The following is a 14,171-nucleotide window of genomic DNA, read 5'->3' as shown; positions in this document are numbered from 1 at the left end:
GGTCAGACCCCGGCGTAGGAGTGCTTGCCGGTGACGAAGATGTTCACGCCGTAGTAGTTGAAGATCCAGCAGCCGAAGGCGATCAGCGCCAGGTAGGCGGCCTTGCGGCCCTTCCAGCCGGCGGTGGCGCGGGCGTGCAGGTAGCAGGCGTACGCGACCCAGGTGATGAAGGACCAGACCTCCTTGGGGTCCCAGCCCCAGTAGCGGCCCCAGGCGTCGCCGGCCCAGATCGCGCCCGCGATGATCGTGAACGTCCACAGCGGGAAGACGGCCGCGTTGATCCGGTACGAGAACTTGTCGAGGCTGGCGGCGGCGGGCAGCCGGGAGAGCACGGACTCGGCGAACGCGCCCGGCCGGCCGCCGTTGGCGATCTTGCTCTCGTAGCTGTCGCGGAAGAGGTACATCAGCGTGCCGGCCCCGCCGATGAAGAACACCGCACCGCAGATGATCGCGGTGGAGACGTGGATCCACAGCCAGTACGAGTGCAGCGCGGGCACCAGCTGGTCGCTGGAGGTGTACAGCAGGGTGGTCGCGATACCGAGGTCCAGCAGCACCGCCGTGACCAGCAGCAGCCCCATCCAGCGGACGTTCTTCTTCAGCGCGAGCAGCACCAGGTACGCGGCCACTACCACCACGGAGAAGGTGATGGAGAACTCGTACATGTTGCCCCAGGGGGCGCGCTGCACGGACAGGGCGCGGGCGATGACCCCGCCGGCCTGGACGAGGAAGGCGAGCACGGTCAGCGAGACCGCGATCCGCCCGTACAGGTCGCCCTTGAACGTGCCGCCGGCCGCGCCGGGCCCGTCCGGGACGTCGCGGGAACCGGCTGCGGAACGGGTGACGATCTTCGGCCGGTCCAGTACGGCGGTGCCCCCGGACTTCTGCGCGACCTCGACCTTCACCGTCGCTGCGGCGGCCTCCTCGGTGGTCAGCGCGGCGGCGGTGCGGCCCACCTTGCTGCGGCTGCCGAACACCCACTCCGCGATGTGCGCGAAGAAGGCCAGCGTGTAGACGGCCATCGACGAATAGATCAGCACATTGCTGGTGTGTGCCAGATTCTCGTTGGTTGCGGCGGCGAGATTCACTTCTCAGCCCCTTCGGAAGGTTCTGCGGAGGACGCGTCGACTACGTCGGTGTCGGGGTCCGGATCGGTGTCGGGGTCGTTGTCGGGGCCGGACGCCATGGGCGCCGCGGCGTTGAGCGTGACCGCGAGATCGGCCAGCTCCTCGGGAAGCTTCGCGGACTCGCTGCGGCCGAGCCCCGCCATTTCGACGACGGTGACACCGTCGGCGCCGCGCACGGCACGGACCCAGATCCGGCGCCGCTGGATGAACAGCGAGCCGGCCAGCCCGGCGATCGCACCGATCGCCCCGGTGAGCGCCCAGCCGCTGGCGGGCTGCTCCGAGATCTGGAAGCTGGCCCATTCCTGGATGCCCTCGAACTTGATCGAGCCGGCGCCCTCGGGCAGCTTCATCGTCTCGCCCACCAGGAGGCGCTGCTTGAGCTGCTTGCCCTTGGAGTCCTTGAACTCCTTCATCTTCGACTTGTCGAGCTGGTACACGTTCTGCGCCAGGCCGGAGTTGACACCGAGCGAGCCGTGGAAGCCGTTGAGCGCGAGGACGGGCATGTCGGCGGCCGGGAACTGCGAGAACATCGTGCCCTTGCCGTTGCCGGCGAAGGTCGGCACGAAGAAGGCCTGGAAGCCCAGCTGGTCCTTCTTGCCGTTCTTGTCGCGGTAGCCGTCCATCACCTTGATCGCACCGGACGAGGTGACGTTGTTGTCGATGGGCAGCAGCGGCACGGCGGCCTTGTAGACCTCCTTGCCCCGGCCGTCCCGGACGGAGACGACGGGCGCGTAGCCGTGGGCGTTGAGGTAGACCTTCGTACCGTCGACGACGAGCGGCTCGTTGACCTTGATGACCTTCTTCTTCGGCTTGCCGTAGGCGCCGTCGGCGTACGTCACGTGCGCCTCGTACGTCCGGGGCGTGCCGATCTGCGGGCCGCTGCGCTCGTACGTGCCGACGAACTTGTCGAGGGTGAAGCTGAAGGGGGCCAGCGAGTCCTGGTCGAAGAGGGAGCCGGACTTGAAGTCGTCGTACTGGGTGATCGTGTTGGAGAACCCGCCGCCCTCGACGATCAGCTTGGCGCCCTCGGACTTGAACAGCTGCCCCCAGGCGAAGGCCACCAGCATCACGATGAGCGCGATGTGGAACATGAGGTTCCCGGCCTCGCGCAGATACCCCTTCTCGGCGGCGACCGCGTCCCCGTCGACATGGGCCCGGTAGCGGCGCCTGCGCAGCATCGCGCGCGCGGCCTCGCGGACGTCCTCGGGTTCGGCCTCGGTGCGCCAGGTGGTGTACGCGGGCAGCCGGGTCAGCCGCCTGGGCGCGCCGGGCGCGCGGCTGCGCAGCTGGCCGACGAAGGTGCCGGTGCGCGGCACGATGCAGCCGATGAGCGAGATGAACAGCAGGATGTAGATCGCGGAGAACCACACCGAGCTGTAGACGTCGAAGAACTGGAGCTTCTCGTAGATCGGCGAGACGGTGGGGTGGAGGCCCTTGAAGGTCTGCACCTTGAGCTCGTCGACGCTGTTCTGCGGGATCAGCGAGCCGGGGATGGCGCCGAGCGACAGCAGGAACAGCAGGATCAGGGCGACCCGCATGGAGGTGAGCTGCCGCCAGAACCAGCGGACCCAGCCGACGACCCCCATGGCGGGGAGGTTCGCCAGGGACTCCTCGCGCGGGGCGGTGGAGAGCTGGGAGCCTGCGGCGCCCAGCTCACGGGCGGTCTCCCGGTCCTGCTCGGCGCGCACCTCACGCTCGTCGGGGCGCTCGCGCTCCTGGGACGGGTTGGACTTGGTGTTGCTCATCGGTACTCAGATCCCCACCGTGAAGCCGGCGGACCAGCCCTGTAGTTCCTGCATCATGCTGCCCCACACGCCGGTCAGCAGGAGCAGCCCGGTCACGATCATCATGCCGCCGCCGATGCGCATGACCCAGGCGTAGTGGCGCTTGACCCAGCCGAACGCGCCGAGTGCCTTGCGGAAGGCGACGGCGGCGAGCACGAACGGGATGCCGAGGCCGAGGCAGTAGGCGACGGTCAGTATCGCCCCGCGTCCGGCCGTGCCCTGGTCCATCGCGAGGATGCTCACCGAGCTCAGGGTCGGGCCGAGACAGGGCGTCCAGCCGATCCCGAAGAGGGCTCCGAGCAGCGGTGCGCCCACCAGGCCGGTGACCGGCTTGCGGTGGATGCGGAACTCGCGCTGGGTCATCCACGGCATCAGACCCATGAAGAAGACGCCCATCAGGATCATCAGCACGCCGAGGATCTTGGTGAGCGGGCCGCTGTTCGCCTGGAGCGTGTCGCCGAAGTAGCCGAACAGCGCGCCGCCGGAGACGAACACGGCGGTGAACCCGGCCACGAAGAGCGAGGCGCCCGCGACCATCCGCCCGCGCCGCGCGTCGGCCAGATCGGCGCCGCTGACCCCGGTGACGTAACTGAGGTAACCGGGGACGAGCGGCAGGACGCACGGGGAGAAGAAGGAGACGAGTCCGCCGAGCAGGGCGACGGGCAGGGCGACCAGCAGGGCTCCACTCAGGACCGTCTCGTTCTGCGTGGCGGCGGCGAGGGCGGTCACCTGATCACTTCTCCGCGATCAGCGGGTCGAGCATCTTGTGCAGGTTGGTGTCGTCGAGCGGGCCCACGAACCGGGCTGCCAGCTTGCCGTCCCGGTCGATGACGACGGTCGACGGGATGGACTGGAGCTTGAACGTGCCCTTGGGGAATCGCAGGAGGAGCTTCCCGGTCGGGTCGTAGAAGCTCGGGTAGGTGACCCCGAAGTCCTTCTCGAAGCTGATCGCCTGGGCGCGTTCCGCATCCCGGGTGTTGACGCCGACGAACTGGACGCCCTGGTCCGCGGTGGCCTTGGCGACCTTGGTGAAGTACTTCGCTTCGAGTCTGCAGGGCGCGCACCAGGAGCCCCAGGCGTTGAGGACGACGATCTTGCCCTTGTAGTCGGCGAGGTCGAGTGCCTTGCCGTCCAGGCTCTCGCCGTCGAGCTTCGGGGCGTCGGCGCGCTCGCCCTTGTCCGCGGTGGAGATTCCGCTGTTGCCCGTGACGAAGTTCGTGTCGCCGCCGCCACCGGTCTTGTTGCCGGAGTCGCACGCGCTCAGTGTCAGTGCGAGCGCGACTGCCACCGCGGGTGCGGCGAGCAGGGTGAAGCGGCGTCGGGGTGCGCGGCCATGGCTCATGTGAAAAGTTTCGCATGGCGGTTTCGGGGATCTTGGGCACCCCCCTCGGTGCCCGTAAAGCCCGTTGTCAGGCTTGTTTAAAGAAGGTGTTCCAGCCGCCCTGGGGTGCCTCTCCGACCTCAAGGGTGCGGAGCTTCGCGAGCACCGCGGGGTCCTGCACGTCGAGCCAGTCGACGAACTGCCGGAATGAGACGAGGCGCACATCCGGCTTCCCCGCGATGTGCTTGAGCGCGTCCTCGACGGCGTCCATGTAGATGCCGCCGTTCCACTCCTCGAAGTGGTTGCCGATGTAGAACGGGGCGCGGTTCGTCTCGTAGGCACGCTTGAATCCGCTGAGATAGGACTGGGTGGCCTGCTCACGCCAGCCCGGATAGCGGGACGGCATTCCCTTGGTCGAATTCTGCGACTGGTTGGCCAGGATGTTGTAGTCCATCGAGAGGACCTCGAAGGTGTGGCCGGGGAACGGCATGCCCTGGAGCGGCAGGTCCCAGACGTCCATGCGCTTGGTGGGCCAGACCTGGGTGCCACCGGGCGAACTGGCGTCGTAGCGCCAGCCGAGCTTCTTCGCCGTGGGGAGCAGGTTCTCCTGCCCGAGCAGGCAGGGCGCGCGCCCGCCGATGAGTTCCTTGCGGTAGTCGAAGGGCAGTGGGTCCTCGTCGGTCCAGCCGGTGTTGGTGCGCCATTCGGTGACGAAGGAGATCGCCTGGTCGATTTCGCTCTGCCACTGGGAGGCGGACCAGTTCTCGACGGATCCGGAACCGCTGCAGAAATGCCCGTTGAAGTGGGTGCCGATCTCGTGGCCGTCGTACCAGGCCTGGCGTACGTTCGTCAGCGTCGCCTTGAGGTGTTCGTCGGTGAGATATCCGATGTCGGAGGCACCGACGGGGTTGCCCGGCGGGCGGTAGAGCGATTTCTTCGATTCGGGCAGCAGATAGAGCCCGGAGAGGAAGAAGGTCATCGCCGCGTCGTGTTCCTTGGCGAGTTTCAGAAAGCGCGGGAAGAGCCCGTTGCCGACCTCGCCGGCGCCGTCCCAGGAAAAGATCACGAACTGCGGCGGCTTCTGGCCCGGCTCGAGCGGGACCGGTGCGGCGGGCTGGTGCGGCTGCTTTCCGGTGTCGGCGGTGGAACCGTCGCCGATGGACCTGACGTCCTTTTTCGCGGGACCGGTCCCCTTGGCCGTCCCGTCGGAACCCTTCTCACCCTTGCCCGGACCCGCCCGGCCGGTGTCGGGGGAGTCGGACGAACTGCAGCCCGCCACCCCGATGGCGGCCGCGGCCCCAAGTCCGGCTCCGAGCAAACCCCTTCGGCTGATGTCACGCATGCGGTTCCCATCTGCGGTCGTTTTGCCTCAAGTCCATACAAACTGCCAAAGGGTTAGATGGACGAAGCAACACGAGGGTTCCCCGAAATAGCACACAATTCTTTACGGAACCAGACCCCGGACTTGACCGAACACAAGACCGATTCCACCCGGCCGGCTCGGGCCCGTCCGGCGATCGAGGACAGAACCCCCACCACGACAAAATCCGGGCCCGCCACCGGCCGTCACCGGAGCGGACCCGGACCGAAGAACCCCGGACCGGTGGCCGGCTACGCGCCGAACCCCTTGGAGGCCCCCTTCACCGGCTTGGCGCCCGCGAGGAGATGCGCGGGTACGAGGTCCCGCGCCGGCTCCGAGTACCCGACCGACACGATCTTGTCGCCCTGATAGGTGAAGCTCGTCAGCGAGGCGAGCGTGCACTGCCGCTTGCGCGGGTCGTGCCACAGCCGCCGCCGCTCCACGAAGCTCCGCACGATCCAGATCGGCAGCTGGTGGCTGACGCACACCGCCTCGTGGCCGCGGGCCGCGTCACGCGCGGCGTCCAGGGCGCCCATCATCCGGACGACCTGCTCGATGTACGGCTCACCCCACGAAGGCCGGAACGGGTTCGTCAGGTGCTTCCAGTTGTCCGGCTTGCGCAGCGCCCCGTCGCCGACGCCGAAGGTCTTGCCCTCGAAGACGTTGGCGGCCTCGATGAGCCGCTCGTCGGTGGCGAGGTCCGCTCCGTGGCTCTTGGCGATCGGCGTCGCCGTCTCCTGCGCGCGCTCCAGCGGGGAGGCGACGACATACGTGATGTCGCGCTTCTCCAGGTGCTCGGCGACCCGGTCGGCCATCTGCCGGCCGAGCTCGGAGAGGTGGTAGCCGGGGCGGCGCCCGTACAGCACGCCGTCCGGGTTGTGCACCTCTCCGTGGCGCATCAGGTGGACGACGGTGATGTCCTGGCGGCCCGTGCCGCTGCTGCTGGTCTCGCTCATGCGGTGGCCTCCGATGCGGCGCGGGCTGCGGCGGGCAGCGCGGCGGCGATCCGCTCGACGGCCCGGGTGTCGTGGGCGGTGGAGACGAACCACGACTCGAACGCCGACGGCGGCAGGTAGACGCCCTGAGCCAGCATCGAGTGGAAGAACGGGGTGAAGCGGAAGGCTTCCTGCTGCTTGGCGTCCTCGTAGGTGCGGACCGGCCCGTCCGTGAAGAAGACGGAGAACATGTTGCCCGCCACCTGCACGGTGTGCGCGACACCCTCCTTGGCCAGGGCCTCGCTCACCAGCCCCCGGATCTCCGCGGAGACCGCGTCGACCTTCGCGTAGGCGGCGTCGTCCAGCAGCCGCAGCTGGGCGAGCCCGGCGGCGGTCGCGACCGGGTTCCCGGAGAGCGTGCCCGCCTGGTAGACCGGGCCGGCCGGGGCCAGGTGCGCCATCACGTCGGCGCGCCCGCCGAAGGCCGCGGCCGGGAAGCCGCCGCCCATCACCTTGCCGAAGGTCATCAGGTCGGGCCGCACCCCGTCGATACCGAACCAGCCGGCCTTCGACGTACGGAACCCGGTCATGACCTCGTCGGAGATGTACAGCGCGCCGTTGGCGGCACAGATCTCCTTGAGCCCGGCGTTGAACCCGTCCAGCGGCGGCACGACGCCCATGTTGCCCGGCGACGCCTCGGTGATCACACAGGCGATCTCGCCGGGCTGTGCGGCGAACGCGGCCCGCACGGCCTCCAGGTCGTTGTACGGGACCACGATCGTGTCGCCGGCCTGGGCACCGGTGACACCCGGCGTGTCCGGCAGCCCGAAGGTCGCGACCCCGGACCCGGCGGCGGCGAGCAGCGCGTCGACGTGGCCGTGGTAGCAGCCGGCGAACTTCACGATCTTGGCCCGGCCGGTGAAACCTCGGGCGAGGCGGATCGCGGACATGGTCGCCTCGGTGCCGGACGACACGAGCCGCACCTGCTCCACCGGCTCGACCCGGGCGACGATCTCCTCCGCGAGCGCGACCTCGCCCTCACCGGGCGTACCGAACGAGGTGCCGCGAGCGACAGCCTCCTGAACTGCGGCGATGACCTCCGGGTGGGAGTGGCCGAGAATCATCGGCCCCCACGAGCACACGAGGTCGACGTACTCACGGCCGTCGGCATCGGTGAGGTACGGACCGGTGCCGGACACCATGAAGCGGGGTGTACCGCCCACGGCCCGGAAAGCACGTACCGGAGAGTTCACGCCGCCGGGCGTCACGAGGGACGCGCGGTCGAAAAGCGTCTGCGAAACTGGGGCGTCATAGGGAAAGCTCACACATGCCATGGTGTCAGAGCCACGGACGGTATTGCGGACAGGTGTTTCACCGCACGCCCGTGGGGGAGGTCACTGACACGATGATCGGGTTGCGCGGCGGGGGCTGTGTCTCCTAGTTAGTAGTCGGGTGGATGAGATATGCATCGCGGTGGCGGAGTGGGCGAAGGGACCGACGACCTGGGGCCCGAGCCTGCCCGGCGGGGTCGGCACCGGCGAGAGGCTGAGCGCAGACAGGGCATACAGGCCGGTGGTGCGCAGGTGGGCGGCGAAGCCGGAAGCAGGAGTGGTGGCCGGGTGGGGGTGACCTACAAGTACTTCGGGGCCCCCGACGGGGCCACTGCCGCACGCGTGCCCATTTCCATGCGCCCCGAGGAGCTCGGCGGCGACGAGCTGGGCATGGGCGGCATGTTCAGCAAGATCAAGCCGGAGACGGTCGCCGCGATGGTCCTGACCGGCATACAGGGCATACCTCTGCACAAGGTCCCGCCGCTGGAGCTGGTCGTGCTGCACCCCGACTACGCGGTGGTCCGGCTCCCGATGACGGTCGTGGACCCGCTGCGCGGCGTCGGCGAGGAGTCGGTGGGCGCCGCCGCCTTCATCTGGTCCACGGTCCCGGACCGCGGGGGCCCGCGGGATGCGTACAACGTGTACCAACTGCTCCACGAATGGCAGGACTTCTCCCACCGGCTGCACGACGCGGGGCATCAGGCGTACTGCCTAGTGTGGCCCTGAGGGGGTTCCGGGCCTGAGGCGGGCTCGTGCCTGAGCTGGGAGTCAGCGGCTGAGCTGGGGATCAGCGGATGAGCCGGGGGCCCGTGCAGGCCCGGCCGGCGGCACCGCCGGTGCCGGCGCTTCACTCGGCGGAGTGGAGCCGGCCACCCGCGAGGGGGACTTCGGCCTCGCCATGTCTCGCTTCCGTCGCGGACCGCCCAACGATGAGCGCATGTCACTGACCCGTCTGCGTTTCCTGGCCGGCCGCGTGGTTCCCGCGCTGCTGGTCGCCCAAGCCGTCCTCCTTCCCCTGCAGCCCGCTTCGGCCGCCGCACACGTGACGCACCCGTGCCGCGCGGTCGCCGGCTGCGGTCCGGTCGTCGTCGCGCCCGTCTCCCAGGCCGCACCGGACAAGGGCGACTGCACCAGCCCGGAGCCGGTCGTCTGCCTGATCCGGAGGGAGACGCCGCAGCAGCGCGAGGTCTCCCGTGATCAGCGGATCGACTACCTCACCCTCCTCGAGGACATGGAGCGCACGGAGTGCGCCATGCGCGCCGAAGGGCGCTCGGAGGAGGACATCGCCCGCACGCTGGTCCAGATGCGCAACGACGCCAAGGACATCGTGCGCGCCGGCATGAGCCCGGAACAGGTCGCGGAGCTGGAGGCACGCAACCAGAAGAAGTACGGCAACCCGCTCGGCCCGACGGCGGACCAGCTCTACCTGAAGTACGGCTCCTGGGAGAAGGTCGTCGAAGCCGCCACGCGTTCGAGCGCCGCCGTGGACCACGAACTCGGTCTGGAATTCGGTCACTGCCCCTGTGAAGTCCTCCAGGCGGCGTGAGCCGGTCGTGCCTCCTTCGGCACGGACGGCCCACCGGACCAATCCGGCGGGCCGTCCGTGCCGAACCATTCACGTAGGCCGCCGTACTCCGGCGACGACGCGGATGACGCGGATGACGCGGATGACGCGGACGCTGCGGACGATGCGGACGGCGCGAGTCCGCGGACGGCAGATCACCGCGACAGACCACCGACACAGACACTCCCGGCGGGCACTCCCCGCACAGCAGGTGAGCACCATGACACCGACCCGGCAACTGCTCGGTCGCGACCTTCCCCCGCTCTTCACGACGCCGGATCTGCCGGGCGCGCAGATCCCGGCCGCCCAGGGCCACTGGTGCATGGGAGCCGCGGAGACCATGGCCGAGGAGCGGGCGGACCGCCTCTCTGAACACCTGCCCGCCGAACGCACACCCCGCCCGCCGGCCGCCGCCGAACACACGGCCCAGCCCGTTCACCCCCGGGCACCCACCTGCACGGCGGGCGTCCGTCGGCCAGCCCTATCCGGCCATTCATTGGCCGAAGAATGATCTTCAGTGGACCTGTCGGACCTGCCGATGCAGGAGGCACCGAAACTGAGGGAGGCCTGCCCATGGGCGACACTCTGCTGGCCCTGTCCATCCCCGTGCTGGTCTTCGCCGCCGGTATCTACGCCGCAGGTGAGAGCTGGTGGCGGCGCCGGCATCCGGCGCCGCCGTCCCCGTACACCCACCAGGCGGCCCGGCTGGCCGAGCGCGCGATGCTGGTGGATGCCGAGAGGATCGTGGACAGCGCGTACGAGAGCGTAGGGGCGCTCTATGACGGCCCGAGTGCGCCGGGCGCGCGAATTCCGGCCACGGGTGTCACCCCCGGTCCGGCCGCCAGTCCGGGTCGCGACCGGTCAGCGCCAGCACCCGCGCGAAGGGGCTAGCCCCCTCCGGTACGGGGAACGGCTCACCGAACATCTTCGCCTCGCGGGCCTTCGGCGCCATCGCGGCCATGGCCGGGGCGAGCTCGGCCACCACGTCCGCGTCCGGCAGGAACTCCTGGCCGGTAGCGCGGGCCAGGTCCCAGGCATGGACGGTCAGGTCGCCGAGCACCATGTGGCCGACGGTACGGGCCGGGAACCCCATGGAACCCGCGGTACCGTCCTGCGCGCCGGGCCGCGCCCACGCCTCGACCAGGGCCGCCGTCCGCTCCCCGAAGCGGTCGCGCCACTCGCCGATGACCGCGTCCGGGGTCTCGCCGAACTCCGCCTCCTGCCGGGCCGCCAGGGCCGTGAAGTTGACGACCACCTGGCTGAGGTGACTGACCAGGGCGTGGACGTCGTACTCCGCACAGGGGGTGGGATCGCCCAGCCGGCTGTCGTCGATCCCACGGACCACGGGCAGTGCGTCGCCGGCCGCCGCATCCAACAATTCGCTGATCCTCTTCATGCTTCGACCATGCACGCGCCGGCGGCGCGCGTCTTGAAGAAACACGACAGCCGGGGCGCGACAGCCGGGACACCGGCCCCGGCCCGGCATAGGATCTGCCGTCATGGCTGGCCAGCAAGGTCCCCGGCGCGACACCCGAGGCATCGTCGACGCACCCGAACTGTTCACGCACGTACGGTTCCGGCGTCGCGACCCCGCCCCCGCGCTGCGTCCGTACCTGGAGCACTACTGGCTGATCGACTGGGACCTGCCGGAGCCGTACCTCTCCCATCTGGTCCCGCACCCCAGCGTCAACCTGGTCTTCGAGCGGTACCCGGGCTGCGGTGACGACGAAGCCGGCTTCGCGGAGGTCTCGGGCATCGGCCTCGAGCTGTTCACGCAGAAGCTGGAGGGGCGGGGACGGGTCTGCGGGGTGCAGTTCCGGCCCGGCGGCTTCCACCCGTTCGCGCCGGACCGGCCGGTGTCCGAGTGGACGGGGCGACGGGTCCCGGCGCCCGAGGTGTTCACGCCGCCCGCCGCGCCGGCCGCCGTCCTGGACCCCGCCGGGGAGGACGAGCGGATCGCGGCGCTCGACGCGTACCTGCTGGCGCTCGGCCCCGAGCCGGATCCGCAGGCCGACCGCGCGATGGCCCTGGCCGAGCTGGTGCGCACCGACCGCACGGTGCGCCGGGTCGACGGACTCGCCCGCGCCGAGGGCGTCTCGGTGCGCTCCCTCCAGCGGCTGTTCGCCACGTACGTCGGCGTCGGCCCCAAGTGGGTCATCCTGCGCTACCGCATCCACGAGGCGCTGGAGCGCGCCGAATCGGAGCCGGAGGTGGACTGGGCGGCGCTCGCCGCAGACCTCGGCTACAGCGACCAGGCCCACCTCGTCAGGGACTTCACGGCGACGGTCGGCGTACCGCCGACCGCTCTCGGCACCCACTGACTGCTCGTGCCCCGTCCTACAGTTCTGGCATGGAGCGCACCGAAGCACCACCCGTACGCATCGAGCCCTGGTCGGACGGCGACCTCGACCTGCTCCGCCGTGCCAACGCACCGGAGCTGATGGACCATCTGGGCGGCCCGGAGTCTGAGGAACAGCTCATCGGGCGCCACGGCCGCTACGTGGCGCTGAGCGCGGACCGCACGGGCCGGGGCAGGATGTTCCGCATCGCGCTGACCGGCGAGGACGAGGCCGTGGGCACCATCGGCTTCTGGGAGCGCACCTGGCAGGGCCAGGAGGTGTACGAGACGGGGTGGGCCGTTCTCGCGGGTTTCCAGGGGCGCGGCATCGCCTCGGCCGCGACGGCGGCGGTGGCCGGGCAGGCACGCGCCGAGCGCCGGCACCGCTATCTGCACGCCTACCCGTCCGTGGCCAACGCCGCGTCGAACGGGGTGTGCCGCAAGGCGGGGTTCACCCTGCTCGGTGAGTGCGAGGTCGAGTACCCGCCCGGCCATCCACTGCTCACGAACGACTGGCGGCTGGACCTGCACCCGGACCGCTGACCGGGCCCATTCGAAACCGTTTGACGATCGGAGCCGCCTCCTGGATATTTATCTGCGTCACGCAGTTTATGTGTTACGCATTCACTGGTTTGCCGCCCGTCGGCGGCGACCCCGGAGACTCCAGGAGACCCACCCGCCATGCTCACTCTCGTCACCGGCTGCCGCGGCCGCATCGGCTCCACGCTCGCCGCGCTCCTGCTCGGCCGCGGCCATCCCGTCCGCGCCGCCTCCCGCAACCCCGCCGAGCTCTCACTGCCGACCGGCATCCCCGCCGTGGCCTGCGACCTCGGCGCCCCGGAGACCTTCCCGGCCGCGCTGGAGGGCGTCGACTCGGTGTTCCTGTACGCCGAGCCCTCCCACATCGACGACTTCCTCTCCGCAGCACAGGCCGCCGGGGTCGGACACATCGTGCTGCTCTCCTCCAGCTCCGTCCTCGCCCCGGACGCCGCCTCCAACCCCATCGCCGCCTCCCACCACGCGGTCGAGGAGGCCCTGACCGCCTCGCCCGTCGGCTCGACGTTCCTGCGCCCCGGCGACTTCGCGAGCAACGCCCACCAGTGGGCGGGCGCCTTCCGCAGCGGGCGCCCCGTCGACCTGCCCTACCCCCTCAGCGGGACCAGCCCGATCGACGAGACCTCCATCGCGGAGGCGGCCCTGGCCGTGCTCACCGACACCCGGTTGCAGGGCGCCGCCTACCACCTGACCGGGCCCGAATCCCTCACCGCGACCGAACAGGTCGAGCTGCTGGCCGCGGCCGCCGGCAGCACCACGACCGTCAACGCCGTGAGCAGGCAGGCCTGGAAGGAGTCCGTCGCCCCCTTCCTGCCGGCGGAGTTCGCTGAGGCGCTGCTCAGCCACTGGGCCGCCACCGACGGCTCACCCGCCGAGGTCACCCGCGACACGGAGAAGCTCACCGGCCGCCCGGCGCGCACCTTCGCTTCCTGGGCCGCCGAACACGCCGCCGCCTTCCGCGCCTGAGAACGCCTGCGCCGTAGAGCTTCCGCCGCTGATCCCGCGCCGCCCCGCCGCCTCGCCCCCGCGCGAATTCCCTGGCAGGCGCACCCGGCCCGATGGCATCCTGACCAGGTGAACGGACCGGAGATCCACCTCGAAGTCGCCCCCGAACTCAGGCTCTTCGTGGCGCACCACCGCCGCGGGGGGCGGACGGCCGTGACCACCGACGGCTCGTCCACCCTCGGCCATGTCGTCGAATCGCTCGGGGTCCCGCTCACCGAGGCCGGAGAACTCCTCGTCGACGGCCGCCCCGTCCCCTTCTCGCACATTCCCGCCGCCGGCGAGGTGGTCGACGTCCACGCCGTACGGCGCCCGCAGCAGGTGCCGGGCGCGCCCCTGCGCTTCCTCCTCGACGTCCACCTCGGCACCCTCGCGCGGCGGCTGCGGCTGCTCGGCGTCGACGCCGCCTACGAGTACGAGGACATCGGCGACCCCGCGCTGGCCACCCGCTCGGCGCGGGAGCGCCGCGTCCTGCTCTCCCGGGACCGGGGGCTGCTCCACCGGCGGGAGATCTGGGCGGGCGCGTACGTCTACAGCGACCGGCCCGAGGCGCAGCTGCGCGACGTGCTGGAGCGGTTCGCCCCCGAGCTCGACCCGTGGAGCCGGTGCACCGCCTGCAACGGGCGGCTGGCGGCGGCCGACAAGGACACCGTGGGCACCCGGCTGGAGGACGGCACGCAGCGCTCGTACGACGTGTTCGCGCAGTGCACGGAGTGCGAGCGGGTGTACTGGCGCGGCGCCCACCACGCCCGGCTGGAGGCGATCGTCACCGAGGCGGTCCGCGACTTCGGCCACTCCCCCGCCGCACCGCCGGACCCGACCGGCGGCTGAGCGCGGCCCGGCGGCTGAGCACGGCC

The 14,171-nt window shown here is 70.4% G+C and carries 16 protein-coding genes; 8 read left to right on the top strand and 8 right to left on the bottom strand.

What is annotated here, in order from left to right; translation table 11 throughout:
- Nucleotides 1-2: 2 nt before the first annotated feature.
- The 7 genes from ccsB to hemL form a co-directional block, all read right to left on the bottom strand.
- Nucleotides 3-1,085, bottom strand: a complete 1,083-nt coding sequence (gene ccsB / locus EDD93_RS13450; RefSeq protein WP_123525379.1) for a c-type cytochrome biogenesis protein CcsB — start codon at nt 1,083-1,085, stop codon at nt 3-5.
- The gene (locus EDD93_RS13445; RefSeq protein WP_123525378.1) at nt 1,082-2,869 is read right to left on the bottom strand and encodes a cytochrome c biogenesis protein ResB; all 1,788 of its coding nucleotides are present in this window, start codon (nt 2,867-2,869) and stop codon (nt 1,082-1,084) included. Before EDD93_RS13445 ends, ccsB begins: the two co-directional genes overlap by 4 nt.
- Nucleotides 2,870-2,875: 6 nt before the next feature.
- The gene (locus EDD93_RS13440; RefSeq protein ID WP_123525377.1) at nt 2,876-3,637 is read right to left on the bottom strand and encodes a cytochrome c biogenesis CcdA family protein; all 762 of its coding nucleotides are present in this window, start codon (nt 3,635-3,637) and stop codon (nt 2,876-2,878) included.
- A 4-nt stretch (nt 3,638-3,641) separates the two neighbouring features.
- Complete coding sequence (locus tag EDD93_RS13435) at nt 3,642-4,250, bottom strand: TlpA disulfide reductase family protein (RefSeq protein ID WP_123525376.1); 609 nt, start codon at nt 4,248-4,250, stop codon at nt 3,642-3,644.
- A gap of 67 nt (nt 4,251-4,317) precedes the next feature.
- Nucleotides 4,318-5,571, bottom strand: a complete 1,254-nt coding sequence (locus EDD93_RS13430; protein ID WP_123525375.1) for a hypothetical protein — start codon at nt 5,569-5,571, stop codon at nt 4,318-4,320.
- Nucleotides 5,572-5,840: 269 nt separating this feature from the next.
- Nucleotides 5,841-6,545: a histidine phosphatase family protein gene (locus EDD93_RS13425; protein WP_123525374.1), complete on the bottom strand. Its 705-nt coding sequence runs from the start codon at nt 6,543-6,545 to the stop codon at nt 5,841-5,843.
- Complete coding sequence (gene hemL, locus EDD93_RS13420; protein WP_398903557.1) at nt 6,542-7,858, bottom strand: glutamate-1-semialdehyde 2,1-aminomutase; 1,317 nt, start codon at nt 7,856-7,858, stop codon at nt 6,542-6,544. Before hemL ends, EDD93_RS13425 begins: the two co-directional genes overlap by 4 nt.
- A gap of 129 nt (nt 7,859-7,987) precedes the next feature.
- Between hemL and EDD93_RS13415 the strand changes: the two genes are divergently transcribed.
- The 4 genes from EDD93_RS13415 to EDD93_RS13405 all read left to right on the top strand — a co-directional run bounded on the left by EDD93_RS13415 (nt 7,988) and on the right by EDD93_RS13405 (nt 10,310).
- Nucleotides 7,988-8,581, top strand: a complete 594-nt coding sequence (locus EDD93_RS13415) for a hypothetical protein (protein WP_123525372.1) — start codon at nt 7,988-7,990, stop codon at nt 8,579-8,581.
- A gap of 211 nt (nt 8,582-8,792) precedes the next feature.
- Nucleotides 8,793-9,401, top strand: coding sequence for a hypothetical protein (locus EDD93_RS13410; protein WP_123525371.1), 609 nt, complete (start codon nt 8,793-8,795; stop codon nt 9,399-9,401).
- A 238-nt stretch (nt 9,402-9,639) separates the two neighbouring features.
- Nucleotides 9,640-9,930, top strand: coding sequence for a hypothetical protein (locus EDD93_RS39385; protein WP_148083859.1), 291 nt, complete (start codon nt 9,640-9,642; stop codon nt 9,928-9,930).
- 62 nt (nt 9,931-9,992) lie between these two features.
- Nucleotides 9,993-10,310, top strand: a complete 318-nt coding sequence (locus tag EDD93_RS13405; RefSeq protein ID WP_123525370.1) for a hypothetical protein — start codon at nt 9,993-9,995, stop codon at nt 10,308-10,310.
- On the opposite strand, the gene EDD93_RS13400 is transcribed toward EDD93_RS13405, so the two are convergent.
- The gene (locus tag EDD93_RS13400; protein WP_123525369.1) at nt 10,243-10,815 is read right to left on the bottom strand and encodes a TIGR03086 family metal-binding protein; all 573 of its coding nucleotides are present in this window, start codon (nt 10,813-10,815) and stop codon (nt 10,243-10,245) included. The two genes, EDD93_RS13405 and EDD93_RS13400, sit on opposite strands and share 68 nt — an antisense overlap.
- Before the next feature lie 103 nt (nt 10,816-10,918).
- On the opposite strand from EDD93_RS13400, the gene EDD93_RS13395 reads away from it, so the two are divergent.
- From EDD93_RS13395 to EDD93_RS13380, 4 genes are all read left to right on the top strand, one after another.
- Nucleotides 10,919-11,740, top strand: coding sequence for a helix-turn-helix domain-containing protein (locus EDD93_RS13395; protein ID WP_123525368.1), 822 nt, complete (start codon nt 10,919-10,921; stop codon nt 11,738-11,740).
- Nucleotides 11,741-11,769: 29 nt separating this feature from the next.
- Entirely contained in the window at nt 11,770-12,300 is a 531-nt protein-coding gene (locus EDD93_RS13390) for a GNAT family N-acetyltransferase (protein WP_123525367.1), read from the top strand.
- Between the two features lie 138 nt (nt 12,301-12,438).
- Nucleotides 12,439-13,278, top strand: a complete 840-nt coding sequence (locus EDD93_RS13385; RefSeq protein WP_123525366.1) for an NAD(P)H-binding protein — start codon at nt 12,439-12,441, stop codon at nt 13,276-13,278.
- 108 nt (nt 13,279-13,386) lie between these two features.
- Nucleotides 13,387-14,145 carry a Mut7-C RNAse domain-containing protein gene (locus tag EDD93_RS13380; RefSeq protein WP_123525365.1) on the top strand — a complete coding sequence of 253 codons (759 nt, stop codon included), beginning with the start codon at nt 13,387-13,389 and terminating at the stop codon, nt 14,143-14,145.
- Nucleotides 14,146-14,171: the final 26 nt, after the last annotated feature.

This window comes from Streptomyces sp. 840.1 (assembly GCF_003751445.1).
GTDB lineage: Bacteria > Actinomycetota > Actinomycetes > Streptomycetales > Streptomycetaceae > Streptomyces.
The sequence above is the reverse complement of the archived record's forward strand: the minus strand, read 5'-3'. Positions and strand labels throughout refer to the sequence as shown.

Excerpts from the sequence above, each read along its gene's own strand:
- EDD93_RS13410 (WP_123525371.1), top strand. The coding sequence starts at position 8,793 with ATGTCACTGACCCGTCTGCGTTTCCTGGCCGGCCGCGTGGTTCCCGCG.
- EDD93_RS13415 (WP_123525372.1), top strand. The coding sequence starts at position 7,988 with ATGCATCGCGGTGGCGGAGTGGGCGAAGGGACCGACGACCTGGGGCCC.
- EDD93_RS13445 (WP_123525378.1), bottom strand. The coding sequence starts at position 2,869 with ATGAGCAACACCAAGTCCAACCCGTCCCAGGAGCGCGAGCGCCCCGAC.
- EDD93_RS13395 (WP_123525368.1), top strand. The coding sequence starts at position 10,919 with ATGGCTGGCCAGCAAGGTCCCCGGCGCGACACCCGAGGCATCGTCGAC.
- EDD93_RS13435 (WP_123525376.1), bottom strand. The coding sequence starts at position 4,250 with ATGAGCCATGGCCGCGCACCCCGACGCCGCTTCACCCTGCTCGCCGCA.
- EDD93_RS13405 (WP_123525370.1), top strand. The coding sequence starts at position 9,993 with ATGGGCGACACTCTGCTGGCCCTGTCCATCCCCGTGCTGGTCTTCGCC.
- EDD93_RS13390 (WP_123525367.1), top strand. The coding sequence starts at position 11,770 with ATGGAGCGCACCGAAGCACCACCCGTACGCATCGAGCCCTGGTCGGAC.
- EDD93_RS13430 (WP_123525375.1), bottom strand. The coding sequence starts at position 5,571 with ATGCGTGACATCAGCCGAAGGGGTTTGCTCGGAGCCGGACTTGGGGCC.
- EDD93_RS13425 (WP_123525374.1), bottom strand. The coding sequence starts at position 6,545 with ATGAGCGAGACCAGCAGCAGCGGCACGGGCCGCCAGGACATCACCGTC.
- EDD93_RS13400 (WP_123525369.1), bottom strand. The coding sequence starts at position 10,815 with ATGAAGAGGATCAGCGAATTGTTGGATGCGGCGGCCGGCGACGCACTG.
- hemL (WP_398903557.1), bottom strand. The coding sequence starts at position 7,858 with ATGGCATGTGTGAGCTTTCCCTATGACGCCCCAGTTTCGCAGACGCTT.
- EDD93_RS13385 (WP_123525366.1), top strand. The coding sequence starts at position 12,439 with ATGCTCACTCTCGTCACCGGCTGCCGCGGCCGCATCGGCTCCACGCTC.
- EDD93_RS39385 (WP_148083859.1), top strand. The coding sequence starts at position 9,640 with ATGACACCGACCCGGCAACTGCTCGGTCGCGACCTTCCCCCGCTCTTC.